The following is a 22878-nucleotide window of genomic DNA, read 5'->3' as shown; positions in this document are numbered from 1 at the left end:
CGCCTCTTCGTGTAGCTGACGCGGGCAACATAGGCCTCAGTCGTCGAACGGCCTGAACCGCTCCACGGCCACCACTTTCTTCTTGCCGCCGCGCGCCACGTGGCACACGATCATTTCGCCAGGGGCCAGGAACGGGTCCGAGTCGGGCAGTTCGTCCCGGAGCCGGCCGCTCATGTGTTTTGCCAGTTGCTTCAGGACGGTCGGCAGCGCCGGGCGGTGCGTGCACAGGGCCACGGCCCGCTGCTTGTCGAACAGGCCCTCGACGGCGGCGGCCGTCTTGTGCGGGCTGCGGTTATGCCGGTGCTCGGTGAGGGACTCGTTGAGCTTCACCTTGACCTCGGCCGCCTTGGCGTAGGGCGCGATGGTGGCCACGCACCGCAGCCACGGGCTTGTAACGATCCGGACAGGCTTCCAGGCCCTCAGGAGCCGGCCCACGGCCTGCGCCTGCCGAACCCCGGTGGCCGCGAGCGGGCGGTCCCCTTCGGCCTTGGTCCAGGAGGAGCGGGGCTTGGCCTTGGCATGGCGGAGGACCAGCAGGGGCCACGTTTCCAGTTCCCCGCGGGCGTGGGCGTCCGCGAGGTGCTGCAGCGGCTCGACGTCGCCGGGGTTGCTCAGCAGGCGGGCGGCCTTCTCCGGCGTGCACCACATGACGCTGTCCACTTCCCTGCCGTCCGGCAGCAGCGCGGCGCCGTCGGCGTCGACCGCCCAGTAGTGGACCACCTTCAGCCCGGCGGCCACGTGGTAGTGGATGGGCGGCAGCGGAATCCCGAGCGGAGCGACGAGCCCGATCTCTTCCTCCACCTCGCGCACGGCGCATTCCGGGATGGTCTCGCCGGAGTCGATTTTGCCCTTCGGCCAGGACCAGTCGTCATACCGCGGACGGTGAATCAGCAGGACCTCCAGCTCGTCCTCGTTTGCCGAGTTGAGGCGCCAGGGGATGGCGCCAGCCGCCGTGACGGCAATCTCTTCGCCGGGATGGTCGGTCTGGTCCGCGACCAGAGAATCACTGCTCACACTCACGGACCCTACCGCAGGCTCGTCGAACGTTGACGCGAACGGGAGGCCAGCAGCCAGGACTGGACGTCGTCGAGGCTACGACCGTCCCCTTCTGCGAGGTGGTGCCGGGTCCAGACGCCCTGGTTGTCCAGGTGCCAGCTGGCGGTTTCGGGATCCATGTAGCGGTCGAGCAGGTCCAGGACATAGCTCGTGTCCGCGCCGCCGGTGAGCTGCACGAGGGCCTCCACCCGGCGGTCCAGGTTGCGGTGCATCATGTCGGCCGAGCCGATGTAGACCACCGGGTCGCCGGCATTGGCGAAGGCGAAGACGCGCGAGTGCTCCAGGAAGCGGCCCAGCACGGAGCGGACCGTGATGTTATCGCTCAGGCCGGGAACGCCGGGCCGCAGGGAGCAGATGCCGCGGACAATGACGTCCACCTGCACCCCGGCCTGGGACGCGCGGTACAAGGCATCGATGATGGTCTCGTCCACCATCGAATTGACCTTGATCTGGACTCGGCCGGGGATGCCGGCCCTGGCGTTCCTGATCTCGGTTTCGATCCTGTCAATCAGGCCGGACCGGACCGAGCGCGGTGCGACGAGCAGCCGCTTGAACGTGGACTTCGGCGCGTAGCCGGAAAGCTGGTTGAACAGCTTTGAGAGGTCTTCGCCCACCTGCTCGTTGGCTGTGAGCAGGCCGAGGTCCTCGTAGTAGCGGGCCGTGCGGGGGTGGTAGTTTCCGGTGCCGATGTGGCAGTAGCGGCGCAGGCCGTCCACTTCCTGGCGGACCACCAGGGAAAGCTTGCAGTGGGTCTTCAAACCGACGATGCCGTACACCACATGGACGCCGGCCTGTTCCAGTTTCCGGGCCCAGGAGATGTTGGCCTGCTCATCGAAGCGGGCCTTGATCTCCACGAGGGCCAGGACCTGCTTGCCGGCTTCGGCGGCGTCGATCAGCGCATCGACAATCGGAGAGTCACCGGACGTGCGGTACAGCGTCTGCTTGATGGCCTGGACTTTCGGGTCCGCGGCCGCCTGTTCCAGGAACGCCTGGACGGATGTGGAGAAGGAGTCATAGGGGTGGTGCAGGAGGATGTCCCGGCGCCGCATGGCGGCAAAGACGTTGGCCGCCTTGGACGTCTCGGATTCGTTGAGGTGCCGGGAGGTGTGCGGGACGTGCTTGGGGTAGTGCAGGTCCGCCCGGTCAATCCCGGAAATCACGGACAGCCCGCGCAGGTCCAGCGGTGCCGGGACGGAGTAGACCTCGGATTCCTCGACGCCGAGCTCGCGGATCAGCAGGGCCCGGATGTTCGGGTTGATGTCGTTGGTGACCTCGAGCCGGACGGGAGGGCCGAACCGGCGGCGCAGGAGCTCCTTCTCCAGGGCCTGCAGCAGGTTCTCGGCGTCGTCCTCTTCGACCTCGACGTCCTCGTTGCGGGTCACGCGGAAGGTGTGGTGCTCCAGGACCTCCATGCCGGCGAACAGCTGGTCCAGGTGTACGGCAATGACCTCTTCGAGGGCGATGAACCGTGCCACGCGCCCGGGCACGGAGCCGGCGCGGGCACCGTCAATCGAGATCAGGCGCGGCAGCTGGTCGGGGACCTTGACGCGGGCGAAGAGTTCCTTGTCGCTGACTGGGTTGCGGACCACCACGGCCAGGTTCAGGGAGAGCCCCGAAATGTACGGAAAGGGGTGGGCCGGGTCCACGGCCAGCGGGGTCAGGATGGGGAAGACCTTCTCCGCGAACATGGCGCTGAGCTGGTCCTTGGCCTGCGAATCGAGCTCCTCCCAGTGCATGAGGTGGATGTGCTCGTAGGCCAGGGCCGGGCGGATCTGCTCGGCGTAGACGCGTGCATGGCGTTCCTGGAGCCGGTGGGCTTCCTCGCCGATCTGCTCCAGCACCTGCACGGGGCTCAGCCCGGCGGGGGAGGGGACCGCGAGGCCCGTGGCGATCCGCCGCTTCAGCCCGGCCACCCGGACCATGAAGAACTCGTCCAGGTTGGAGGCGAAGATGGACAGGAAGCTGACCCGCTCCAGCAGGTACAGGCTGGGGTCCTCGGCCAGTTCCAGAACCCGCGCGTTGAAGGCCAGCCAGCTCAGTTCGCGGTCCAGGAACCGGTCCGGGCTGATGTCGCCTTCCGGCTCCAGGTTCGGCGCGAACTCCGGAATGTCGATCCGGTCCTGCGTGGCGCGTGAGGCCGGCACTTCGGAGGAACCAAAGCGGGCACGCACCGGGCGCGCCCCCTTATCCGACGTAGCGGGTTCAGACGTGGATGTCCGGGCAGTGTCCCGTGGCATGGTGTCTCCTCTATGCTGGCGCGATGTAGCTTCAACCTTACAAGCAATACGGGCCGATGACCCGAGATTTCGGCCCGGACGGGCCGGGTCCGTCGCCGGGGCCAACGCCCGTCCGCGGGCCGGACCGCAGCCTGGAATCAGTCGCGGGGGAGCGGGGCGTACATGACATCGACGTCCCAGCGGGTGAAGCCGAGGCGGCGGTACAGCGCGAGCGCGGGGACGTTGTCGGCGTCGACGTAAAGCATTACGGCGTGGAGCCCCAGGCCCTGCAGATGCCTGATGCCGGCGACGGTGAGGGCCTTGCCCAGCCCGGAGCCCTGGGCCTCGGGGGTCACGCCCACCACGTAGACCTCGCCCATCATCGGGTGGTCGCCGCGCCGGGGGTGCACCTTGGTCCAGTGGAAGCCGAGAATCCGGTCCTCGGCGTCGACGGCCAGCAGGAAGCCTGCAGGATCAAACCAGGGCTCGGCCATCCGGGCGTCCAGGTCGGCGCGGGTCAGGTTGCCCTGCTCCGGGTGGTGGGCGAAGGCGGCCTTGTTGGCGGCCAGCCAGGCGTCCTCGTCCCGGCCGGGCACGAAGGCCCGGACTCGTACGCCCTCAGGGAGTTTGACCTCCGGCAGCGCTGCCGTCGCCGTCATGAGCCGCATTTTCCACAGTTCGCGCACCGCGCCGTAGCCGTAACGGGCCGCGAGGTCGGCCGCGGCCTCGTGGTTGCCGTGGGACCAGGCGTTCAGCCCCGCGAAGCCGCGGATGCTTTTCAGTTCCCCCACCAGACGGTCGCCCACACCCTGGTTGCGGTAGCTGGGGTGGACGGCGATCTCCAGGATCCCGGTTCCGTCGGGTTCGTCAATGACGACGGCGACGCCGGCCAGGTCCTGTGCCGTCGCCGGATCCGAGGCCTCGTCCGGGGCGTACAAGGCAAGGGCCAGGACCGAATGGTCGCCGGAGTCGGCGGCGCGAAGCGTGACGAGGGTCTGTTCGGACAGCGGCGGATTGCCGTCGGACTCCTCGGCCGCGACGACGAGGGCAGCGATGTCCCGCAGCAGCCCGCCCTCCACGGTTCCCTTGAGGGCAAGTACGGGCCAGTTTTCCGGGTGCGCAGGACTCATGGCCCAAGGCTATCAGCGGCCGATTTGGTTCAATTCAGGCCGGGGCGTATAGTCGTTATCTCGTCCGGCGTTGCGCCGGATGCGAGGGGGATCCACCGCTGGGGTGGCCTCGATACGTTCGACCCGTATGTCCTCCACTCACCACGAAGGCCCCGGACTCTGGAATCAGAGCCCGGGGCCTTCGGTGTTTCGGTGCCCGGGGCCTTTGCCGTCCCGCTCAGGCTTCGCTGAGTTCGTCCTCGGGCTGCCGGACCAGGGTCAGGCGGTAGCCGACGTTGCGGACGGTGCTGATCAGGTTCTCGTGGTCGGCGCCCAGCTTGGCCCGGAGCCGCCGGACGTGGACATCCACCGTGCGGGTGCCGCCGTAGTAGTCGTAGCCCCAGACCTCGGTGAGCAGCTGCTGGCGGGTGAAAACCCGGCCCGGGTGCTGGGCCAGGTATTTCAGCAGTTCGAATTCCTTGAAGGTCAGGTTGAGCGCCGCGCCGTTCACCCGTGCCGTGTAGCTGGCCTCGTCGATCACGACGCCGGCGGCGCGGATTTCGCTCGGAGCTTCCTCTTGATCGGGAACTGCGCGCGCAACGCCGAGGCGGATCCGGGCCTCGACCTCCGCCGGTCCCGCGGATTCCAGGAGGATGTCGTCCACGGACCATGCCGAGGAGACTGCTGCCATGCCGCCCTCGGTAAGGATGAGCATCAACGGGGCGCTGAGGCCGGTGGCCTTGAGCAGCTGGGTAAGGGAACGTGCGCCGACCAGGTCCTTGCGGGCGTCCAGCAGCACAATGTCGCAGGGATCGGTCTCGAGCAAGGCAGTGGGCTCGGCCGGCAGGATGTGCACCCGGTGGTTCAGCAGTTCAAGAGCAGGCAGGACGTCCACGGATGTTCCGGTGCTGTTGGTCAAAAGCAGGATGTGCGACATTGTTCCTCCAAGGGGTGTCCGCGCATCGTTGGGCGTCGGTGGTGCTGACCTCGAGTATACCTAAAGGCCCCTTTCCGGCCATGGTCCCGTCACGTCCGGCCAGTCCTTTTGCGACACATACGGTTCACATAGGGCAGGATTGAATGGTCAGGGCCGCGGCCCGTCGAAATTTAGCCGAGTCGAATTGGGGTCCGCAGTGAGCGAAGGTATGACCATGGCGGGTCTGCCGGCGGTGAGGCAACAGTGAAGCCGTGGAGCGTCGGGATCGTCGGCCTGGCCGGTCTCGCAGCCATCGTCGCCGGCGCCTACTCCTCGCCCGAGGTCCTCCTGGCAGTTGCTGCCCTCACGGCCGCCGGCATCGGCATCGGCTGGCCCTATTTCCTTGGCATCCCTGCCAAGAAGACTCTGGCAGCACTGATTGGCCTGCCGGGCGTGGGCTCGGCGGTGGCCGCAACCTATCTTCCCGCTCCCGCCTTCCTGGACTGGACGCCGTCGTTCCTGGCGGTGGGCGTCATGGCAATCTTCGTCATGCAGCTCATCCGGGGCACGGGCCAGGCCCAGCGCCTCGAATCCACCCTCGGCTCGTGCGCGGGCGTCCTGCTGTCCTGCCTGGGCGCCGGCTGGATTGCGAGTTCGCGCTTCAACGGAGTCCGCGAGATGCTCCTCGTGGCAGCCGTCAGCGCTGCGATCGCCCTGCTGGCAGGGCTGATCCGCTGGCCTGACCGGATCGTCGCGCCGCTGGGCATCGTCAGTGCCGCGCTCGCCGGACCGCTGGCGGGCCTGGTGTTCTCCGATATCGCCGTGTTGCCCGCGGCCCTCGCCGGCGCCGTCGTGGGCGCGGTGCTGGTGAGTTTCCGCCGTCTCGTGATCCTCAGCGGCGAAGGCCTGACCGTTTTGGCGGCCGTGGGCATGGGGCTGGGCCCGGTGTCGGCGGTCGGTTCCCTGGCTTACTTCATAGACAAATTACTCATCTACTAGGCGTTAGGATGGCATCATGTCCGTACTTGCATATGAGATCTTCTTCCTTGTCCTGCTCGGCGTGGCCAGCCTGTCCATGGCGTGGTTTGCTGGCTTTGTCGTCTACCGCCTCTTCAGAGGCCAGAAGTAACCGCGTACTTTCCAGACCCCGTAGTTTCCAGAGGTAGTTGCTGTGCCGATTGAAATTCCTACTGATCTGACCCCCGAAATCGTTCCGCTGTCCTGGCTCATTGGTGAGTGGGAGGGCCGCGGCCGGCTGGGAGCCGGGGATGAGGACTCGGAGCACTTCCTGCAGCACGTGTCGTTTACGCACAACGGCCTGCCGTACCTGCAGTACCGTGCCGAGAGCTGGCTGACCGATGACGAGGGCACCAAGCTGCGTCCCCTGACGGTCGAGACCGGCTTCTGGGCGCTGGAGCGCAAGCAGCGTGAGGAGGACGGCGGCCCCGGCCTGATCCCGGCGGACATCGTCCCGGTGCTCAAGAGCGCCGACGAGGTCGAGACCCTGCGCAACAGCGACGGCGGCTTCGACATCTCGGTCTCCATCGCCCATCCTGGCGGCATCTCCGAGCTCTACTACGGCCAGATCAAGGGACCCCAGATCCAGCTCAGCACCGACATGGTGATGCGCGGGAGCCACTCCAAGGAGTACACGGCGGCCACCCGGATCTTCGGTCTCGTGGAAGGAAACCTGCTGTGGCGCTGGGATGTGGCCACGGGCAAAACCTCGTCGTCCGGCGGCGGCCTGGAAGCCCACGCCTCGGCGATCCTCGCCAAAGTACGCTAAGGCGCACGGTCTCACTGATTTTTCCGTTGTCCGCACCGACCAGGGAGAAACGACGTGAACCATGCAGCCGCAGGCAACGAGACAGGGAACGACACAGCCGCAGGGAATGGCACCGGTGATACCGGTTACGCCGACCTCAAGGCCGTGTACTTCAACGGCACCCTCAAGAGGTCCCCGGAGTTGTCCAATACCCAGGGCCTGATTGACGTGAGCCGCCGGATCATGGAAAAGCAGGGCGTCGCCACCCGAGTGATCCGTACCGTGGACCACGACGTCGCCAGCGGGGTCTACCCCGATATGCGCGAACACGGCTGGGCCACCGACGAATGGCCGGAAATCTACCCGGCCGTTGAGGAAGCGGACATCGTCGTCGTCGCCGGGCCCATCTGGCTCGGGGACAACTCCTCGCAGACCAAAAAGCTCATTGAGCGCCTCTACGCCCACTCGGGGCAGCTGAACGCCAAAGGCCAGTGGGCGTTCTATCCAAAAGTGGGCGGCTGCCTCATCACGGGCAACGAGGACGGCATCAAGCACTGCTCCATGAATGTCCTGTACAGCCTTCAGCACATCGGCTTCACGGTCCCGCCCCAGGCCGACGCCGGGTGGATCGGACCCGTGGGGCCCGGACCAAGCTACCTGGACGAGGGGTCCGGTGGCCCGGAGAGTGATTTCACCAACCGCAACACCACTTTCATGACCTGGAACATGCTGCACCTGGCACGGATGCTCAAGGACGCCGGCGGCATTCCGGCCTACGGGAACCTCCCCGAGGCCTGGAAATCAGGCACCCGCTTCGACTTTGAAAACCCCGAATACCGCTAGGACAGCCCGGCAGTTTGCACCGGCAGGGCCGGGCCGGCTGTTTCGAACCTCGGACCGGAATACGCACAGAGTTAAGGACGTTGGTCTCAATATGACTATCAAGAGCCCGCTGTTGTCGCGCGCTGCCGCCGTTGAGGCCGCCGGTGCCGACGCCGGCGTCGCCGCCCACTACGGCGAACCGCTGCGGGAGCAGCGCGCCCTGGCCGCCGGCGCCGCCGTCGTCGATCTCTCCAGCCGCGGCGTTGTGACCGTCAGCGGGCCGGACCGGCTCAGCTGGCTCAACACCCTCTCGTCCCAGCAGCTCACCGGTCTGGCCCCCGGCCAGTCCACCGAACTGCTGCTGCTGAGCGTCCAGGGCCGGATTGAATTCGATGCCCGCGTCGTGGACGACGGCGGGACCACCTGGCTGATCGTCGAAGGGGCCGAGGCGCCGCCCCTTGCCGAGTGGCTGACCAGGATGAAGTTCATGCTCCGGGTCGAGGTCGCCGACGTTTCCGCCGACTGGGCAGTACTGGGATCCACGCGCCGGATTCCGGAGTGGGCGCAGCTGCTGGTCTGGGAGGACCCGTGGCCGCACGTAGCTGCGGGCGGCTACTCCTACGCGGTGGTGGGCGAGGACGCCCACCCCGGACTGGAACGGCCCTGGTTCGAGTACCTCGTGCCCGCGGCCGAGCTGGCCGCCACGGTGGGGGAGCGGGCCCTCGCCGGCTCCATGGCGGCCGAGGCGCTGCGCGTCGCCGCCTGGCGGCCCCGGTGGGGCGCGGAAACCGACGACAAGACCATCCCGCACGAGCTAGACCTCCTGCGCACCGCCGTGCATCTGGCCAAGGGCTGCTACAAGGGCCAAGAGACGATTGCCCGCGTCCATAATTTGGGACATCCGCCGCGGCGGCTCGTGTTCCTCCAGCTCGACGGGTCGCAGCACACCCTGCCGGCCGTCGGCAGCGAAGTGCGCGTCGGCGACCGCAAAGTGGGTGCTGTGACCTCGGTGGCGCAGCACTACGAGATGGGCCCGGTGGCTCTGGCCGTCATCAAGCGCTCGGTCGGCCCGGCTGAGGAGCTGACCGTCGTCGACGGCGCCGAGGTCTACGCCGCGGCCCAGGAACTCATCGTGGCCCCCGACGCCGGCCAAGTGGTGGGCCGCCAGACCGGTTTCCTGCGGGGTCCCCGATGAGCGCCGGGTCCCCGCTGGAGGGGGAAGTGCCAGACAACTCGGGCGGCGCGCCCGGCAACTCCGGCGCCGCGCCGGACGACGCCACGCTGGCGTTGGCCCACGCACTCCTGGACGCGGCCCGTGAAGGCAACTCCGAGCTGCTGGGCAGCTATCTGGCCGCCGGTGCGCCGGCCACGCTGACCACTTCCGCCGGCGACTCGCTCGTCATGCTGGCGGCCTACCACGGCCATGCCGGCACGGTCCGGCTTATTCTGGACCACGGCGGGGACGCCAACATGCCTAATGACCGTGGCCAGACGCCGCTGGCCGGGGCCGTCTTTAAGGGCTACACGGACGTGGTCCGCGAACTCTTGGACGCCGGGGCCGACCCCGACGCCGGCACTCCGTCCGCGCGGGCCGCCGCGCAGATGTTTGCCCGGACGGACATCCTGGCCCTGCTCGGCTGACGAAGCCCGGCACCCGGGGCCGGGGCCGCCAGGTGCAGGGCAAGGTTGCCGCCAAATACTCCGCGTGGAATAATCGGTGCGGAGTAGTCGCGCGCAGCATCGCCGTCGAGACCGGTCGCCCCTCGACCCAGGATGACCCGGCCGGGACAACTCCGACCCAAGACGACGCCGCACCCGAGGAGGACACGGACAATGGCCCGGGCAACCGCATTGACACCGCTGGGCGTCGCCGCCCTCTCCCTGCTCGTGGAAGAGCCGATGCATCCCTACGAGATGTACCAGCTCCTGGTTTCCCGGCACGAGGACCGGCTGGTCAAAGTCCGGCCCGGAACGCTCTATCACGCCGTCGGTCGGCTCGAAGACCAGGGCCTCGTTGCGGCGACGGGAACGGACCGGGGAGGCAACCGCCCGGAGCGCACCACCTACGAGATCTCAGCCGCCGGCCGTGAAGCGTTCACGAATTGGCTGCAGGAAATGCTCGCCGTCCCGGTCAACGAGTACCCGTCCTTCCCGCTCGCCATCTCCGAGGCTTACAACCTGCCCGCCAGCGTCGTCGTCGAACTCGTAGACCGACGTATCCAAGCGCTGCAGGAGCAGCTCGACGATCTGGGCTCCGGCGAGCAACTGCTCCGGAAGAAGGGCGTGGAGCACAAGTACTGGATCGACCTCCAGTACCAGCAGAGCATGCTGCAGGCCGAAATCGCCTGGATCCGTGGCTTGCAGGACCAGTTCCGCTCCGGGGACCTGCCGTGGTGACGGCCTTTGCCCGGTCCCGGCCATAACCCGGCCGCCTACCAACTTCGACCACCCAGCAACACAGACCACCCAGCATCCAGACCTTAAGGAACCCCGTGGAAAACGTAGCCCGGCCATGGCCGGCACTCTGGTCCCTGGTGATCGGCTTCTTCATGATCCTGATCGACACCACCATCGTCTCGGTGGCCAACCCGAGCATCATGGAGGGCCTCAACACTGACATCAACTCGGTCATCTGGGTCACCAGTGCCTACCTGCTCGCTTACGCCGTGCCGCTGTTGATCACCGGCCGGCTCGGCGACCGCTTCGGGCCGAAGAGGCTCTACCTGTCCGGACTGGTCGTGTTCACCCTGGCCTCGCTGTGGTGCGGCCTCTCCGGGGATGTTCAGACCCTCATCGCAGCCCGCGTGGTCCAGGGGCTTGGTGCGGCCATGATGACACCGCAGACCATGGCCGTCATCACCCGGATCTTCGCGCCGGACCGCCGCGGAGCGGCCATGGGCATCTGGGGTGCCACGGCCGGCGTCGCCACCCTGGTCGGCCCGATCCTTGGTGGCGTCCTCGTGGACGGCCTCGGCTGGGAATGGATCTTCTTCATTAACATTCCCGTCGGCATTGCCGGCTTCATCCTTGCCGTGCGCTACGTCCCGACATTGAGCACCCACCCGCACAAGTTCGATATCCCCGGGGTGCTGCTCAGCGCCCTCGGACTCTTCCTCCTGGTCTTCGGCATCCAGGAGGGCGAGACGTATGACTGGGGCACCATCGCCGGACCCATCACAGTCTGGGGCCTGATCATCAGCGGCATCGCCGTGCTGGTGGTCTTCGTCCTGTGGCAACGGTTCAACAAGGGTGAGCCGCTGCTGCCCCTGTCCCTTTTCGAGGACCGGAACTTCTCGCTCGCCAACATCGCAATCACCACCGTGGGCTTCACCGTCACGGCATTCGGCCTGCCGCTGATCTTCTACTACCAGATCGTCCGCGGTCTGACCCCCACCCAGTCGGCGCTCATGATGGTGCCGATGGCCCTGATCTCGGGCGGCCTAGCCCCCGTCGTCGGCCGCATCATCGACAGGGTCAACCCGAAATTCATCGCCGCGACCGGCCTGGTCCTCATGTCCGTGGCGCTGTTCTGGAACTCGCTGCTCATGCACCCGGACACGCCCATCTGGCTGTTCCTGCTTCCGAGCGCCGTGCTGGGCTTCGCCAATGCCGGCATTTGGGCGCCGTTGAGCTCCACCGCGACCCGCAACCTGCCGCCCAGGCAAGCGGGGGCGGGCTCGGGTGTCTACAACACGACCCGCCAGATCGGCGCAGTGCTCGGCAGTGCCGCCATCGCCGTCCTCATCCAGGCGCGGCTGGCTGCCGAGCTTCCCGCCCGTCCGGGAGCGGGCGGGGAGGTCAGCCCGATGGGCTTCGGCGGTGCCTTGCCCGAGGCGCTGCATGAGGGATTCTCGACGGCGATGGGCCAGTCCATCCTGCTGCCGGCGGCAGTTATCCTGCTCGGCGCGGCGGTGGCTCTCTTCTTCGCCAAGCCCAAGGCGGTCCAGGGCTGGGGTGCGCCTGAAGGGGCGGCTGCCGGGGGAACTGCGGACGCGAAGCAGGCTGAGGCAAAGCAGGCTGAGGCACAGCAGGCCAGCGCAGATCACCGCTGACCCGGCGGGCGTCGCTGGCCAAGCCTGCGTCCTGGCCCGGCCGGGCCGCTGACCCCGGCCGGGCTTCCGATCAGCCCAGGAGCACGCTGGTCTGGATGCCGCCAGCGGAGAAGCCCAGGCTCCGGGCCAACGCGAGCGAGCCCTTGTTGCTGACCTCGGAGCGCCACTGCAGGGTCAGCCCGGCAGCCAGGGCCTCGTGGGCGGCTATCGAGGCGGCCAGTTTCCCCAGGCCGCGGCGCCGCCAGTCCGGTGCCACCAGCACCCCCAAGTGGGCCAGGAGCCCTTCCCACTCGGTGTAGGCGCCGCAGGCCACGGGGGTCCGGCGCCCGTCGTCCAGGTGCATGACCGTGAAGCGGTGTTCGAGGTCCGCGAGGCCCACCTCATTGATGTCGTCGGGCGGGCAGAATGTCTCCAGTTCGATCGCCTCCGGGTTGCCGTGCGAGACGGTCAGCTCTTCGGAAGGCTGCTGCAGGGGGAGGTCGTCGGCGAAGAAGAGCGCGGCCGCGCCCAACCCGTGGCCGCCGTGGCCGCGGGTGATGGTCAGCAGCGTCACGTGCTGGGCGAGCTCCTCATCGGCGTAGCCGGCGGCGGCATCGAGCGCCCACTGCGGGCCTACGAGGGCGGAGTTGCCGAACAGGCGGATGAATTGCACCGCCCGGGCGGACTCGTCGGCCCGGGTGAGGCGTTCCCCCGCGGCGGCCGCGAAGGCGCCGTCGTCGAACCCCAAGCGGCGCGCCCAGGCGAGCTGGACGATTTCGGCGGAACCGGGCTCAAGAGTCATGCATCAACCCTACCCATCGCCGCCCGGGCCACGGCCGCACGTGGCGTGCACCCACCGGCCGTTTAGCCGAAGAGGACAGCGGCCTCTTCGTAGCGGCTCTCAGGCACTGACTTGAGGTTGCCCAGCGCGGCGTCGAAACCGACGTGCACGATGTCCGTGCCGTGCAGCGAAACCATGGTGCCCCAGCGGTTATCCACCACCGAATCGATGGCCGCCATGCCCAAGCGGGTGGCCAGGACGCGGTCGAACGCTGTGGGGACGCCCCCGCGCTGGATGTGGCCAAGGACCGTGGCCCGGGTCTCGATCCCGGTGCGGGCTTCGAGCTCGGGCGCCAGCATCTCGGCGATGCCGCCGAGGCGCGGCCGGCCGAACGTGTCGAGGCCCCGCTCCGAGTGCGGAGATTCCTGGCCTTCGGGCACGAATCCTTCGGCCACCACAACAAGCGGGGCGCGGCCGCGGTCGCGGGCCGAGACAACCCACTCGGCGATCTGGTCCATGGACGCCTTCTGCTCCGGGATCAGGATGGCGTGGGCGCCGGAGGCCATGCCGGCGTGCAGGGCAATCCAGCCCACGTGCCGGCCCATGACCTCGGCGATCATGCAGCGGTGGTGGGACTCTCCGGTGGTGCGCAGCCGGTCGATCGCCTCCGTGGCGATTTCCACGGCCGTGTCGAAGCCGAAGGTGTAATCGGTGGCGTCGAGATCGTTGTCGACCGTCTTGGGCACGCCCACGATCTTGAGGCCGGCGTCGGTGAGGCGCTTCGCGGCGGCCAGGGTGCCTTCGCCGCCGATGGCGATGATGGCGTCGATCCCGAGCCGGTCCATGTTCTCTTTGATGACTTCGGGGCCGCCGCCGTTCTCGAACGGGTTGGTGCGGGACGTGCCGAGGATGGTGCCGCCCTGCTTGGCGATGCCGCGGACCATGGTGCGGGGGATCTCGACGATGTCACCCTCCACAACGCCGCGCCAGCCATCCCGGAATCCCACGAACTGCTGGCCATGGACGGCGATGCCCTTGAGGACGGCGCCACGGATGACGGCGTTCAGTCCGGGGCAGTCTCCGCCGCTGGTGAGGATTCCAATTTTCATGTCTTGGCTCAAATCCTGGTTTTGAAGGTTTACAGGCAGAGCGCCACGCTGAGCTCACCGTAGAGTCTAGTGGCGGGTGTGGGGAAGGACACAAACGGTTACAGGAAGGTGCCCCCGCCGCGACGGCAGGGGCACCTTCTCAGCGCTGTAGTTGCGCTGTTTTTGCGCTGCTTTTTGCGCCGTTGGCGCCGGCCGGCTAGGGCCTGGCGGAACGCCCCGCGAGCAAGGTCTGCAGGGCAATCTGGTTGCGCTGGTCCGGAAGGAGCAGCCACGCCACGACGTAGAAGACGAAGGCCGGGCCGGGCAGCAGGCTCAGCAGCAGGTAGGCGATCCGGACGTAGGCCACATCAACGTTCAGTTTGTCGGCAATTCCGCCGCAGACGCCACCCACCCAGCGCTGGGGACCACGTTTCAGGCCCAGGCCCCGGACGGTGTTGAAGAATTTTTCCATGGTTCAAGACTTCCCTGTAGTTGATTTGTTGTCACGCCTGCGCGCCGAGAGCAGGCCGCCCACTATCAGGGCGGCCCCCGCTCCGATCATCAGGCCGATCAGCACGTAGGTGCCGTTGAGGGCCACGATGCCGAGCTGGGAGATGATGATCAGCGCGGCCAGTGCCACTACGATCAGGCCCCAGACCACTGTGCCCACCCGGGCGGGGGAACCCGCCCTTTCCGGGTCCTCGCCGGCGGCCAGCCGGGAGTCGTCATAGCTGCTCATGTCAGTTGCCTTCCTGGATGGTCACGTTGCTGACGGTGCCGGAGATCTGCAGGACCAGCCGGGCGCCCGGCTTCGAGGTGTTGTAGTCGCTTTGCTGCTTCGTAATACCGCCTCGGTCCTGGTTGCCGTCGTGGAGGTTGCCCATGGTCATGTCCGCCTGGACCTGTACGGGGACAGTGGCGGGGATGATGACGGTGAGGTTGCTGGCCGTCGCGTCGATCGGAACGACGACGTCGGAGCCCAACGGCGGCTTCAGCGCCAGCTTGGTCAGGTCCACCGTTCCGGCGCCGCCGGTGATCTCGAAGCCGCCGCTGGCCTGCTCAATGCTGGCCGGCGTCCAGTCCGCGTCCTGGAAACGGAACCGGTCACCGTGCGGGACCACGCTGAAGACTGCGCTGACCAGCAGGGCCACCACGGCGAAGAAGCCGAGGATTCCCGAGGTCCGGCCCCGCAGCCCTGAAAGCAGGATGCCGAGGCCCACGATGGCTGCGCCGACGGCCCAGACCAGGGCGTTGCCGGAATCGCCGAGATCGATGACGTTGGCAGCGTCCAGGGCCTTGATGCCGCCGCCAACGAGGAGGGCGGAGCCAACGGTGACGGCGACGGCCGGAGTGCCGGGGCCAGGGTTGCGCGGCGCTGCCGGCGGGGGAGGAGTGGCCCCAGCGCCGTAGCCACCAGGACCATAGCCACCAGCACCGTAGCCACCAGGACCGTAGTCACCGGAACGGTAATCGCTCGGATTGTAGTCACCGTGACCGTCGTGGGGACCGTCGGGCGGAGTTGCACCGGACGGTGAGCCCCACGCCGGACCGACGCCCGAGGGGGAGCGCTGCCCGGTGGACTGCTGAGCGTCGGCGGAGGCAGTGCCCGCAAATGGCGCGGTCCCGGCCGGGCTGCCGAATTCGTAACGCGGTGACATGGGAGCGGCTCCATTCCCGGCCTTGTTGCGTTGAGTCAAGTAGTAGACCAGGGCAATCGCGCCGCCCACCCAGAAGACGGTCCAGATGAATGCGCCCAGGCCGAAGCGGTCCCAGCCCCAGACGCCGGTGCCGAGGCTCGGCAAGCCGAGGACCGTGGTGATGAGGGCGCCGGTCATGCCGGCAGTCCACCGGCCTCTGGCAGCCTCCTGGACGTGGATCCGGCCGTCGGGTTCCGGCAGCAGGGCCCAGGCGAGGCCGTAGGCGAGGACGCCAATTCCGGCGAAGATCGTCAGGACGATCAGGATGCCGCGGATAATCAGGGGATCGACGCCGAGCCGGTGGGCTATGCCGCTGGCCACGCCCCCAATCCACCGGTCACGGCCGCGGTTGATACCTTGGCGGCGGATCCAGTCGAAGAAGTTCTGCGGCGGGGCTGCCTGGTGCACGTGTTCGTGCGGACCTGGCATGCCTTGCGCTGGTTCGTCCTGGTAGGGGCCCTGGCCATAGTTCGGCGGGGCGTAGGGCGCGCTCGGGTCGCCGGGCTGGTAGAGCCGGGGCGGCTCCGGCGACGCTGCTCCGCCAGCTGGGGAGCCGGCGGGCTGAGTTGCATCGGAAGAGCCAGCGTTGGGCTGGGAGGGGCCGGGCTGGCCTGTGTCCGGAAGGTCTGGATCTGTGGGATCCGTGCGTTGCCGGTCTGCGGATGACCGGTTTTCATCGGGGTGCGGGCTGTGCGGGTTCATACTTCGATCCTTCCCGTTCCCGGTGTTCGGCTCTACTGGGGGATACCCTGAACCGTCCCTGAGTGGTCCCCGGTTCAGCCGCTAAACGCGTCCGGGGAACCCCGATCCGTGCTTGGATTGAGGCATGACAACCGCGCCTGCCCGCCCGCCGCTGGTCCGCAGCGGCGACCGCGTCATCGCCGGCGTTTGCGCCGGCCTGGCGAACCATCTGGGCTGGCCCGTGCACATGGTCAGGATCGGCATGGTGGTGGCCGCGCTCGCCGGCGGGGCCGGGGTGGCCTTTTACGGCTGGCTCTGGATCATGGTCCCCACCGCGGACGAAAACGCCAGGCGCAACGCCCGCCGTCCGGCGTCGCCCATCGCTCCGGCAGTCAGCGCCCCCGCCGCCCCCATAGGCTCCGGCTCGTCCGGCGGCCGCTGGAGCGGACCGGACGTGCCGGGACCGCAGGAAACTGGACCGCGGGAAACTCGACCGCCGGGGCCCGGGCCGCAGGGGGCAGAGTCACAGGGGGCAGTGTCACAGGGGTCATGGTGGTCCAAGGCCCCGGGCATGCCTTTCGGCAAAGAGATTCTGCTGGGCGCGGGGCTATTGCTGGCGGCCGGAATTCTGATTGCCCGGCTCCTCGGAGTTGACGTGCCACTGGGCACCCTGATCCCGGTAGCCGCCATCCTGGGCGGCGCCGCGATCGCCTGGATGCAACTGGACGAGACGCGCCGGGCCGGGCTCGTCGACAAAACCAAGGCGGACCAGGCTGGCGGCTGGGCGCGACTAGCGGCCGGACTCGCGCTGGTGGTGGCTGGTGTGCTGGTGATGGTGTCCGGCTCGGGATCCTGGGAACAGACCTGGCTGGCCCTGCTGGCCTCTGTGGCCGTACTCGGCGGCGTGGCCTTGGTACTGCTGCCCTGGGGGCTGAAGTTCTGGCGGGACCTGGAAACCGAGCGCGCGGGACGTGTCCGCGCCACCGAGCGCGCCGAGATCGCCGCGCACCTGCACGACTCCGTGCTCCAGACCCTCGCCCTGATTCAGCGCCGGGCCGGCAATGAGCACGACGTTATCCGGCTGGCCCGGGCCCAGGAACGCGAACTGCGGGCCTGGCTGTACCAGGATGCGGACAAGGAATCCGGCAAGCTGTCCGAAAGCGTCAAGGCCGCGGCGGCGGAAGTCGAAGATGCTCTGGGGCAGGCGGTCGAAGTGGTCAGCGTGGGCGACTGCGTCATGACCCAACGCCACGATGCCCTCGTCCAGGCAGCCCGCGAAGCCATGCTGAACGCCGCCCGCCACGGCGGCGGCACCGTGTCCGTCTACCTGGAAGTCGTCGACGACGCCGCGGAAGTTTTCATCAAGGACCGGGGCCCGGGCTTCGACCCGGATTCGGTTCCTCCTGACCGGCTTGGCGTGCGGGAGTCGATCATCGGGCGGATGAACCGCCACGGCGGCACCGCCGCCATCATCAGCAGCCCGGACGGCACCGAGGTGCGGCTCAGGCTGCCCGTCACCGCCGCACCCGCCGTCGCCAACCACACCAACGGAGAGGCCAAACCGTGACCAGCCCAGCCCCGGAAACCCGTGCCGGAACGCCCACAGCCGGGAACCCTCGCCCGACCCGGGTGGTGATCGTGGACGACCACGCCATCTTCCGCTCCGGGCTGAAGGCGGATCTTGATCCGGACATCGTCGTCGCGGGTGAGGCCGGCACCGTGGAAGAGGCCATTGCCGTCATCGCAGCCCAGCGCCCCGACGTCGTGCTCCTGGACGTCCACCTTCCCGGCGGACGCGGCGGTGGCGGCAGAGAGGTGCTGGCGGGCTCGGCGCCGCTGCTGGGCGCCACACGGTTCCTGGCTCTGAGCGTCTCCGACGCGGCGGAAGATGTGGTGTCCGTGATCAGGGCCGGTGCCCGCGGCTATGTCACCAAGACGATTTCCGGGGAGGAGATCAGTGCCGCCGTCCGCCGCGTCGCAGGTGGCGACGCCGTTTTCTCACCCCGGCTGGCCGGCTTTGTCCTGGACGCCTTCGGCACGGCCCCCGCCGACATCGCGGACGACGAGCTGGACAAGCTCTCGGCGCGGGAGCTCGAAGTGATGCGCCTGATTGCCCGTGGCTACAGCTACAAGGAAGTGGCCAAGGAACTGTTCATCTCGATCAAGACAGTGGAAACCCACGTTTCGGCGGTGCTGCGTAAGCTCCAGCTCTCCAGCCGCCACGAGCTCACCCGGTGGGCCGCCGAGCGCCGCCTCCTTTAACCCAAGGATGCGCTATCACTTTTGGTCCTCATGGTGCGGTGATGAGGACCCAAAGTGATAGCGCATCGGCGGTTTGGGGCGGGCTACTTCGCCTTGCCGAGGAAGTCCTGCAGGCGGTTGACGCCGGTGGCCAGGTCATCATCACCCAGGGCGTAGGACAGGCGCAGGTAGCCGGACGGGCCGAAGGCCTCGCCCGGAACCACTGCCACCTCGACCTCGTCGAGGATCAGCGTCGCGAGTTCAGCCGACGTGGCCGGGCGGACCGGACCGTTCGCGGACGGGAACTCCTTGCCCAGCAGCGCGCGGACGTCGGCATACACATAGAAGGCGCCCTTCGGCGTCGGGCATTCAACGCCCTCAATGGCGTTCAGGCCCGCCACGATCGCCTTGCGGCGGCGGTCAAAGGCCACCTTCATTTCATCCACGGCGGTCAGCGGCCCGGACACTGCGGCGAGGGCGGCGACCTGGGGAATGTTGGACACGTTCGACGTCGCGTGGGACTGCAGATTGGTGGCGGCCTTGATGACGTCCGCCGGCCCGATCATCCAGCCCACGCGCCAGCCGGTCATGGCGTAGGTCTTAGCCACGCCGTTAAGGATGACCACCTTGTCGCCCAGTTCGGGAACCGCAGTGGCGATCGAGGTGAACGGCACGCCGTCGTAGGTCAGGTGTTCGTAGATCTCGTCCGTGACAACCCAAAGGCCCTTGGCGGCCGCCCACTGGCCGATCGCCGTGACCTGCTCCGGCGAGTACACGGCGCCGGTGGGGTTGGAGGGGGAGACGAAGAGGAGGATTTTGGTGCGGTCGGTGACGGCGGCTTCCAGCTGGTCCACCGTGACGAGGTATTCCTGTTCCGGGCCCGCGAAGACCTCCACGGGCACGCCGCCGGCCAGCCGGATGGCCTCCGGGTAGGTGGTCCAGAACGGCGTGGGAACAATGACCTCGTCGCCCGGATCCAAGAGGGTGGCGAACGTGTTGTAAACGGCCTGCTTGCCGCCATTGGTTACCAGCACCTGGGAGGCCTCGGCCTTGTACCCGGAATCGCGGAACGTCTTCTCCGCGATGGCCTGCTTCAGCTCCGGCAGGCCGCCGGCGGGGGAGTAGCGGTGGTACTTCGGCTGGCTCGCGGCCTCGATCGCGGCCTGCACGATGTAGCCGGGGGTCGGGAAATCGGGCTCTCCGGCGCCAAAGCCAATGACCGGACGGCCAGCTGCCTTCAGCGCCTTCGCCTTGGCATCGACAGCCAGAGTGGCGGATTCGGCAATAGCGGAAATGCGCTGGGAGATGCGGGCAGCAGACATGGGCGGGTCCGTTCTTCGCTTGCAGCTGGAAGGCTGGATGTGGGATTCGACGGAATCTACTCTATGCTGTTCACCGGATCCCCCGCGGCGCCAAAACGGAAATGTGACTGACGGTTGTTGGTTGGTTTTTCGGAGGCGTGCAGGGGTCCGTATGAGGGCCGGTTCGACGTAGGCGCAGTTGTTGCGTAGACTGGTTCTCCGGTGTTGAAAACACGATGATGGTCTGCGCCTCAGGGAAGCCTGCGGAACGTATCGGCCGGAGCGGATTTTCGTCCCGAAGGGTAGTGGCGCAATTGGTAGCGCAGCGGTCTCCAAAACCGCAGGTTGCAGGTTCGAGTCCTGTCTGCCCTGCGCATGCTGTTCCGGATCAACCGGAGCAAGCGCAGCAACCATGGTTCAGTTCAGAGCCGGGTATCCGATCATTGCGAGGATGAGTGAGGACCAGGTGACCGAAACAGCTGCCAGCAGCTCCAAAGGCCGCCCCGCCAAGAACGCCGCCAAGCCCGGCTTCTTCGCTCGCATCGCGATCTTCATCCGCCAGGTCATTGGCGAACTGAAGAAGGTCGTCGCACCGACCCGCAAAGAACTGATCAACTACACGCTCGTGGTGCTGGTGTTCGTGACCATCATGATGGTGATCGTCACCCTGCTGGACCTGGCCTTCGGGACCGCGGTCAGCTGGGTCTTCGGCGGCAGCGGCCCCACGAACAGCTAAGGCGACCGGTCCGCAGACCGCGTGGAGGCCCCGGGAAACCGGAAATTCCGCGGGGTGTGCGGAATTGAGCCATTTAAATAGGCATGTTAGGCAATGAGGAAGCAGGAGACCAAGTGTCTGAGCAGGAGCTCGAGGTAACTGAGACTGAGCTGGATAAAAGCCAGGACGCGGCGGCGGAAGTCGTCGAAGAGTCCGAGGCCGTGTCTGCTGCGCCCGAATCCGACGTCACTGACGAGGCCGTAGCCGCGGACGAAGACGCAGAGACTACAGAAACCGACGACGTCGACGCTGAAGAAGGCGCCGACGCTGAAGGGGACACCGACGTGCTGGCAGCGGCGGCCGCCAAGGCCGACGTCGACCCCGCCGAGGAGTTCAAAGGCAAGCTGCGCCGCCAGGAGGGTGACTGGTACGTCATCCACTCCTACGCCGGCTACGAGAACCGCGTCAAGGCCAACCTTGAGACCCGCATCCAGACCCTGGACATGGAAGATTACATCTTCGAAATTCAGGTTCCGATGGAGGAAGTCGTTGAGATCAAGAACGCTCAGCGCAAGGTCATCAACCGTGTCCGCATCCCCGGTTACGTCCTGGTCCGCATGGACCTGACGGACGCTTCCTGGGGCGCCGTCCGCCACACTCCCGGCGTCACCGGCTTCGTGGGCAACGCCCACAACCCGGTCCCGCTGCGCCTCGATGAGGTCTTCTCCATGCTCGCCCCGGTCTTCGAGGAAGAGCAGGCCGAGAAGGGCAAGCCCGTCAAGCACGCGGCCGCCCAGGTGGACGTCGACTTCGAGGTTGGCGAATCCGTCATCGTCAAGGAAGGCCCGTTCGAGACCCTCCCCGCCACGATCTCCGAGATCAAGATCGATTCCCAGACCCTTGTGGTGCTGGTTTCCATCTTCGAGCGTGAGACTCCGGTCACCCTGGCGTTCAACCAGGTCAGCAAGATCTAGCTGATCCCCTAGAATTCGCCCCGGGCTGCCCGCTTAGCAGCCGCGGAGCGGCCGGCCGCCTTGCCATGGTGGCCACCAACCTGAGGCACGCTCCTGTGTCCCAGGACGTATTTGAGAGAAGGACCTACATTGGCTCCCAAGAAGAAGGTCACCGGCCTCATCAAGCTGCAGATCCAGGCAGGTGCCGCTAACCCGGCCCCGCCGATCGGTCCTGCGCTTGGCCAGCACGGTGTCAACATCATGGAATTCTGCAAGGCGTACAACGCTGCAACGGAAGCCCAGCGCGGCAACGTTATCCCCGTGGAAATCACGGTCTACGAGGACCGTTCGTTCACGTTCATCACCAAGACCCCGCCGGCTGCAGAGCTCATCAAGAAGGCTGCAGGCGTCGCCAAGGGTTCGGCTACCCCGCACACCGTCAAGGTTGCCAAGCTGACCCAGGCCCAGGTCAACGAGATCGCCTCCACCAAGATGGAAGACCTCAACGCCACCAGCCTCGAAGGCGCAGCGAAGATCATCGCCGGCACCGCCCGCTCCATGGGTATCACCGTCGAAGGCTAATTGCCTTCCCCGCCGGGCAACCGGCACCACCTAAACATTGAAAAGCGGGAACCCGGAATGGATAGACCAGCCGGAATCCCGCCTGTGGCAGGGCCCAGCGCGGTCCGCAGACCACAACTGCACAAGGAGAAATAAGCAGCATGGCAAAGCGCAGCAAAGCATATGAGGCAGCCGCCGCCAAGATCGACGCGGAGAAGTTCTACGCGCCGTTCGAGGCAGTGACGCTCGCCAAGGACACCAACCCGTCCAAGTTCGATGCCACCGTTGAGGTAGCTTTCCGCCTCGGCGTCGACCCGCGTAAGGCCGACCAGATGGTCCGCGGCACCGTCAACCTGCCGCACGGCACCGGTAAGGTCGCCCGCGTCCTCGTTTTCGCAACGGGCGACAAGGCCGAGGCAGCAATCGCAGCCGGCGCCGACTTCGTTGGTTCCGATGACCTGATCGAAAAGATCGCCGGCGGCTGGACCGACTTCGACGCCGCCGTAGCCACCCCTGACCTCATGGGCAAGGTTGGCCGCCTCGGTAAGGTCCTGGGTCCGCGTAACCTGATGCCGAACCCGAAGACCGGCACCGTGACCGCTGACGTCGCCAAGGCCGTCAACGACATCAAGGGTGGCAAGATCGACTTCCGCGTCGACAAGCACTCGAACCTGCACTTCATCATCGGCAAGGTTTCCTTCGACGCCCTCAAGCTGGCCGAGAACTACGCCGCGGCACTGGAAGAGGTCCTGCGCCTCAAGCCGTCCGCTGCCAAGGGCCGCTACATCCAGAAGGCCACCGTGGCCACCACGTTCGGCCCCGGCATCTCAGTTGACCCGAACGTCACCAAGGTCCTGACCGAGGCTTAAGCCTCAAAGGACCGACGGCGTCTGCCGTACCAAGCGAAAGGCCGTCCCGCTACCGCGGGGCGGCCTTTCGCCGCAT

23 protein-coding genes and 1 tRNA gene are annotated in these 22878 nt (G+C 67.1%); 14 read left to right on the top strand and 10 right to left on the bottom strand.

The genetic code is table 11. The features are described 5' to 3' along the window. Positions 1-36: 36 nt before the first annotated feature. The 4 genes from BM372_RS01865 to BM372_RS01850 form a co-directional block, all read right to left on the bottom strand. On the bottom strand, positions 37-1014 hold the full coding sequence (locus tag BM372_RS01865; RefSeq protein ID WP_090951021.1) for an NUDIX hydrolase: 978 nt from the start codon (positions 1012-1014) through the stop codon (positions 37-39). An 11-nt stretch (positions 1015-1025) separates the two neighbouring features. Further along, positions 1026-3293, bottom strand: a complete 2268-nt coding sequence (locus BM372_RS01860; protein WP_256213984.1) for an RNA degradosome polyphosphate kinase — start codon at positions 3291-3293, stop codon at positions 1026-1028. Positions 3294-3430: 137 nt separating this feature from the next. Next, positions 3431-4402 (bottom strand): mycothiol synthase, encoded by a 972-nt coding sequence (gene mshD, locus BM372_RS01855; protein WP_090951016.1) that lies wholly within the window; start codon positions 4400-4402, stop codon positions 3431-3433. Between the two features lie 217 nt (positions 4403-4619). After that, complete coding sequence (locus tag BM372_RS01850; RefSeq protein ID WP_090951013.1) at positions 4620-5318, bottom strand: winged helix-turn-helix transcriptional regulator; 699 nt, start codon at positions 5316-5318, stop codon at positions 4620-4622. 243 nt (positions 5319-5561) lie between these two features. Here BM372_RS01850 and BM372_RS01845 point away from each other — a divergent pair, with 243 nt between their 5' ends. The 7 genes from BM372_RS01845 to BM372_RS01815 all read left to right on the top strand — a co-directional run bounded on the left by BM372_RS01845 (position 5562) and on the right by BM372_RS01815 (position 11936). Beyond that, complete coding sequence (locus BM372_RS01845) at positions 5562-6296, top strand: permease (RefSeq protein ID WP_090951010.1); 735 nt, start codon at positions 5562-5564, stop codon at positions 6294-6296. Positions 6297-6468: 172 nt separating this feature from the next. Next, on the top strand, positions 6469-7083 hold the full coding sequence (locus BM372_RS01840; RefSeq protein WP_090951007.1) for a nitrobindin family protein: 615 nt from the start codon (positions 6469-6471) through the stop codon (positions 7081-7083). Positions 7084-7227: 144 nt separating this feature from the next. After that, positions 7228-7905, top strand: coding sequence for a flavodoxin family protein (locus BM372_RS01835; protein ID WP_090952851.1), 678 nt, complete (start codon positions 7228-7230; stop codon positions 7903-7905). Between the two features lie 91 nt (positions 7906-7996). Further along, complete coding sequence (locus BM372_RS01830) at positions 7997-9079, top strand: CAF17-like 4Fe-4S cluster assembly/insertion protein YgfZ (protein ID WP_090951004.1); 1083 nt, start codon at positions 7997-7999, stop codon at positions 9077-9079. A gap of 26 nt (positions 9080-9105) precedes the next feature. Beyond that, complete coding sequence (locus tag BM372_RS01825) at positions 9106-9525, top strand: ankyrin repeat domain-containing protein (RefSeq protein ID WP_090951001.1); 420 nt, start codon at positions 9106-9108, stop codon at positions 9523-9525. A gap of 192 nt (positions 9526-9717) precedes the next feature. Then, positions 9718-10281: a PadR family transcriptional regulator gene (locus BM372_RS01820; protein WP_090950998.1), complete on the top strand. Its 564-nt coding sequence runs from the start codon at positions 9718-9720 to the stop codon at positions 10279-10281. 95 nt (positions 10282-10376) lie between these two features. Next, positions 10377-11936: an MFS transporter gene (locus tag BM372_RS01815; protein ID WP_090950995.1), complete on the top strand. Its 1560-nt coding sequence runs from the start codon at positions 10377-10379 to the stop codon at positions 11934-11936. A gap of 70 nt (positions 11937-12006) precedes the next feature. Here BM372_RS01815 and BM372_RS01810 read toward each other — a convergent pair whose 3' ends face one another. The 5 genes from BM372_RS01810 to BM372_RS01790 all read right to left on the bottom strand — a co-directional run bounded on the left by BM372_RS01810 (position 12007) and on the right by BM372_RS01790 (position 16183). Next, on the bottom strand, positions 12007-12717 hold the full coding sequence (locus BM372_RS01810) for a GNAT family N-acetyltransferase (protein WP_090950992.1): 711 nt from the start codon (positions 12715-12717) through the stop codon (positions 12007-12009). A 62-nt stretch (positions 12718-12779) separates the two neighbouring features. Then, positions 12780-13805 (bottom strand): 6-phosphofructokinase, encoded by a 1026-nt coding sequence (locus BM372_RS01805; protein WP_090950989.1) that lies wholly within the window; start codon positions 13803-13805, stop codon positions 12780-12782. A 196-nt stretch (positions 13806-14001) separates the two neighbouring features. Beyond that, positions 14002-14256: a PspC domain-containing protein gene (locus BM372_RS01800; protein WP_090950987.1), complete on the bottom strand. Its 255-nt coding sequence runs from the start codon at positions 14254-14256 to the stop codon at positions 14002-14004. Between the two features lie 3 nt (positions 14257-14259). Further along, positions 14260-14523 (bottom strand): hypothetical protein, encoded by a 264-nt coding sequence (locus BM372_RS01795; protein WP_090950985.1) that lies wholly within the window; start codon positions 14521-14523, stop codon positions 14260-14262. 1 nt (position 14524) lies between these two features. Further along, on the bottom strand, positions 14525-16183 hold the full coding sequence (locus tag BM372_RS01790) for a PspC domain-containing protein (RefSeq protein ID WP_090950983.1): 1659 nt from the start codon (positions 16181-16183) through the stop codon (positions 14525-14527). A 124-nt stretch (positions 16184-16307) separates the two neighbouring features. Between BM372_RS01790 and BM372_RS01785 the strand changes: the two genes are divergently transcribed. Both BM372_RS01785 and BM372_RS01780 read left to right on the top strand, forming a co-directional pair. Then, positions 16308-17729, top strand: a complete 1422-nt coding sequence (locus BM372_RS01785; RefSeq protein ID WP_090950980.1) for an ATP-binding protein — start codon at positions 16308-16310, stop codon at positions 17727-17729. A 62-nt stretch (positions 17730-17791) separates the two neighbouring features. Then, complete coding sequence (locus tag BM372_RS01780; RefSeq protein ID WP_090950978.1) at positions 17792-18424, top strand: LuxR C-terminal-related transcriptional regulator; 633 nt, start codon at positions 17792-17794, stop codon at positions 18422-18424. 83 nt (positions 18425-18507) lie between these two features. Here BM372_RS01780 and BM372_RS01775 read toward each other — a convergent pair whose 3' ends face one another. Further along, positions 18508-19725, bottom strand: a complete 1218-nt coding sequence (locus BM372_RS01775; RefSeq protein WP_090950975.1) for a pyridoxal phosphate-dependent aminotransferase — start codon at positions 19723-19725, stop codon at positions 18508-18510. Between the two features lie 278 nt (positions 19726-20003). Between BM372_RS01775 and BM372_RS01770 the strand changes: the two genes are divergently transcribed. From BM372_RS01770 to rplA, 5 genes are all read left to right on the top strand, one after another. Next, positions 20004-20076 (top strand) — tRNA-Trp (locus BM372_RS01770). 79 nt (positions 20077-20155) lie between these two features. Beyond that, on the top strand, positions 20156-20440 hold the full coding sequence (secE, locus tag BM372_RS01765; protein ID WP_090952848.1) for a preprotein translocase subunit SecE: 285 nt from the start codon (positions 20156-20158) through the stop codon (positions 20438-20440). A gap of 113 nt (positions 20441-20553) precedes the next feature. Then, positions 20554-21393 (top strand): transcription termination/antitermination protein NusG, encoded by an 840-nt coding sequence (gene nusG, locus BM372_RS01760; protein WP_090950973.1) that lies wholly within the window; start codon positions 20554-20556, stop codon positions 21391-21393. Between the two features lie 129 nt (positions 21394-21522). Beyond that, the gene (gene rplK / locus BM372_RS01755) at positions 21523-21954 is read left to right on the top strand and encodes a 50S ribosomal protein L11 (RefSeq protein ID WP_003803853.1); all 432 of its coding nucleotides are present in this window, start codon (positions 21523-21525) and stop codon (positions 21952-21954) included. 140 nt (positions 21955-22094) lie between these two features. After that, positions 22095-22802, top strand: a complete 708-nt coding sequence (gene rplA, locus BM372_RS01750) for a 50S ribosomal protein L1 (RefSeq protein ID WP_090950970.1) — start codon at positions 22095-22097, stop codon at positions 22800-22802. Positions 22803-22878: the final 76 nt, after the last annotated feature.

The organism is Arthrobacter sp. ov118, assembly GCF_900116495.1.
In the GTDB taxonomy this organism is placed as follows: Bacteria; Actinomycetota; Actinomycetes; order Actinomycetales; family Micrococcaceae; genus Arthrobacter.
The sequence above is the reverse complement of the archived record's forward strand: the minus strand, read 5'-3'. Positions and strand labels throughout refer to the sequence as shown.

Coding starts and splice junctions, on each gene's coding strand:
- BM372_RS01790 (WP_090950983.1), bottom strand. CDS start 16,183: ATGAACCCGCACAGCCCGCACCCCGATGAAAACCGGTCATCCGCAGAC.
- BM372_RS01820 (WP_090950998.1), top strand. CDS start 9,718: ATGGCCCGGGCAACCGCATTGACACCGCTGGGCGTCGCCGCCCTCTCC.
- BM372_RS01775 (WP_090950975.1), bottom strand. CDS start 19,725: ATGTCTGCTGCCCGCATCTCCCAGCGCATTTCCGCTATTGCCGAATCC.
- mshD (WP_090951016.1), bottom strand. CDS start 4,402: ATGAGTCCTGCGCACCCGGAAAACTGGCCCGTACTTGCCCTCAAGGGA.
- BM372_RS01800 (WP_090950987.1), bottom strand. CDS start 14,256: ATGGAAAAATTCTTCAACACCGTCCGGGGCCTGGGCCTGAAACGTGGT.
- rplA (WP_090950970.1), top strand. CDS start 22,095: ATGGCAAAGCGCAGCAAAGCATATGAGGCAGCCGCCGCCAAGATCGAC.
- BM372_RS01795 (WP_090950985.1), bottom strand. CDS start 14,523: ATGAGCAGCTATGACGACTCCCGGCTGGCCGCCGGCGAGGACCCGGAA.
- BM372_RS01830 (WP_090951004.1), top strand. CDS start 7,997: ATGACTATCAAGAGCCCGCTGTTGTCGCGCGCTGCCGCCGTTGAGGCC.
- BM372_RS01805 (WP_090950989.1), bottom strand. CDS start 13,805: ATGAAAATTGGAATCCTCACCAGCGGCGGAGACTGCCCCGGACTGAAC.
- BM372_RS01860 (WP_256213984.1), bottom strand. CDS start 3,293: ATGCCACGGGACACTGCCCGGACATCCACGTCTGAACCCGCTACGTCG.
- BM372_RS01785 (WP_090950980.1), top strand. CDS start 16,308: ATGACAACCGCGCCTGCCCGCCCGCCGCTGGTCCGCAGCGGCGACCGC.
- BM372_RS01810 (WP_090950992.1), bottom strand. CDS start 12,717: ATGACTCTTGAGCCCGGTTCCGCCGAAATCGTCCAGCTCGCCTGGGCG.
- BM372_RS01850 (WP_090951013.1), bottom strand. CDS start 5,318: ATGTCGCACATCCTGCTTTTGACCAACAGCACCGGAACATCCGTGGAC.
- secE (WP_090952848.1), top strand. CDS start 20,156: ATGAGTGAGGACCAGGTGACCGAAACAGCTGCCAGCAGCTCCAAAGGC.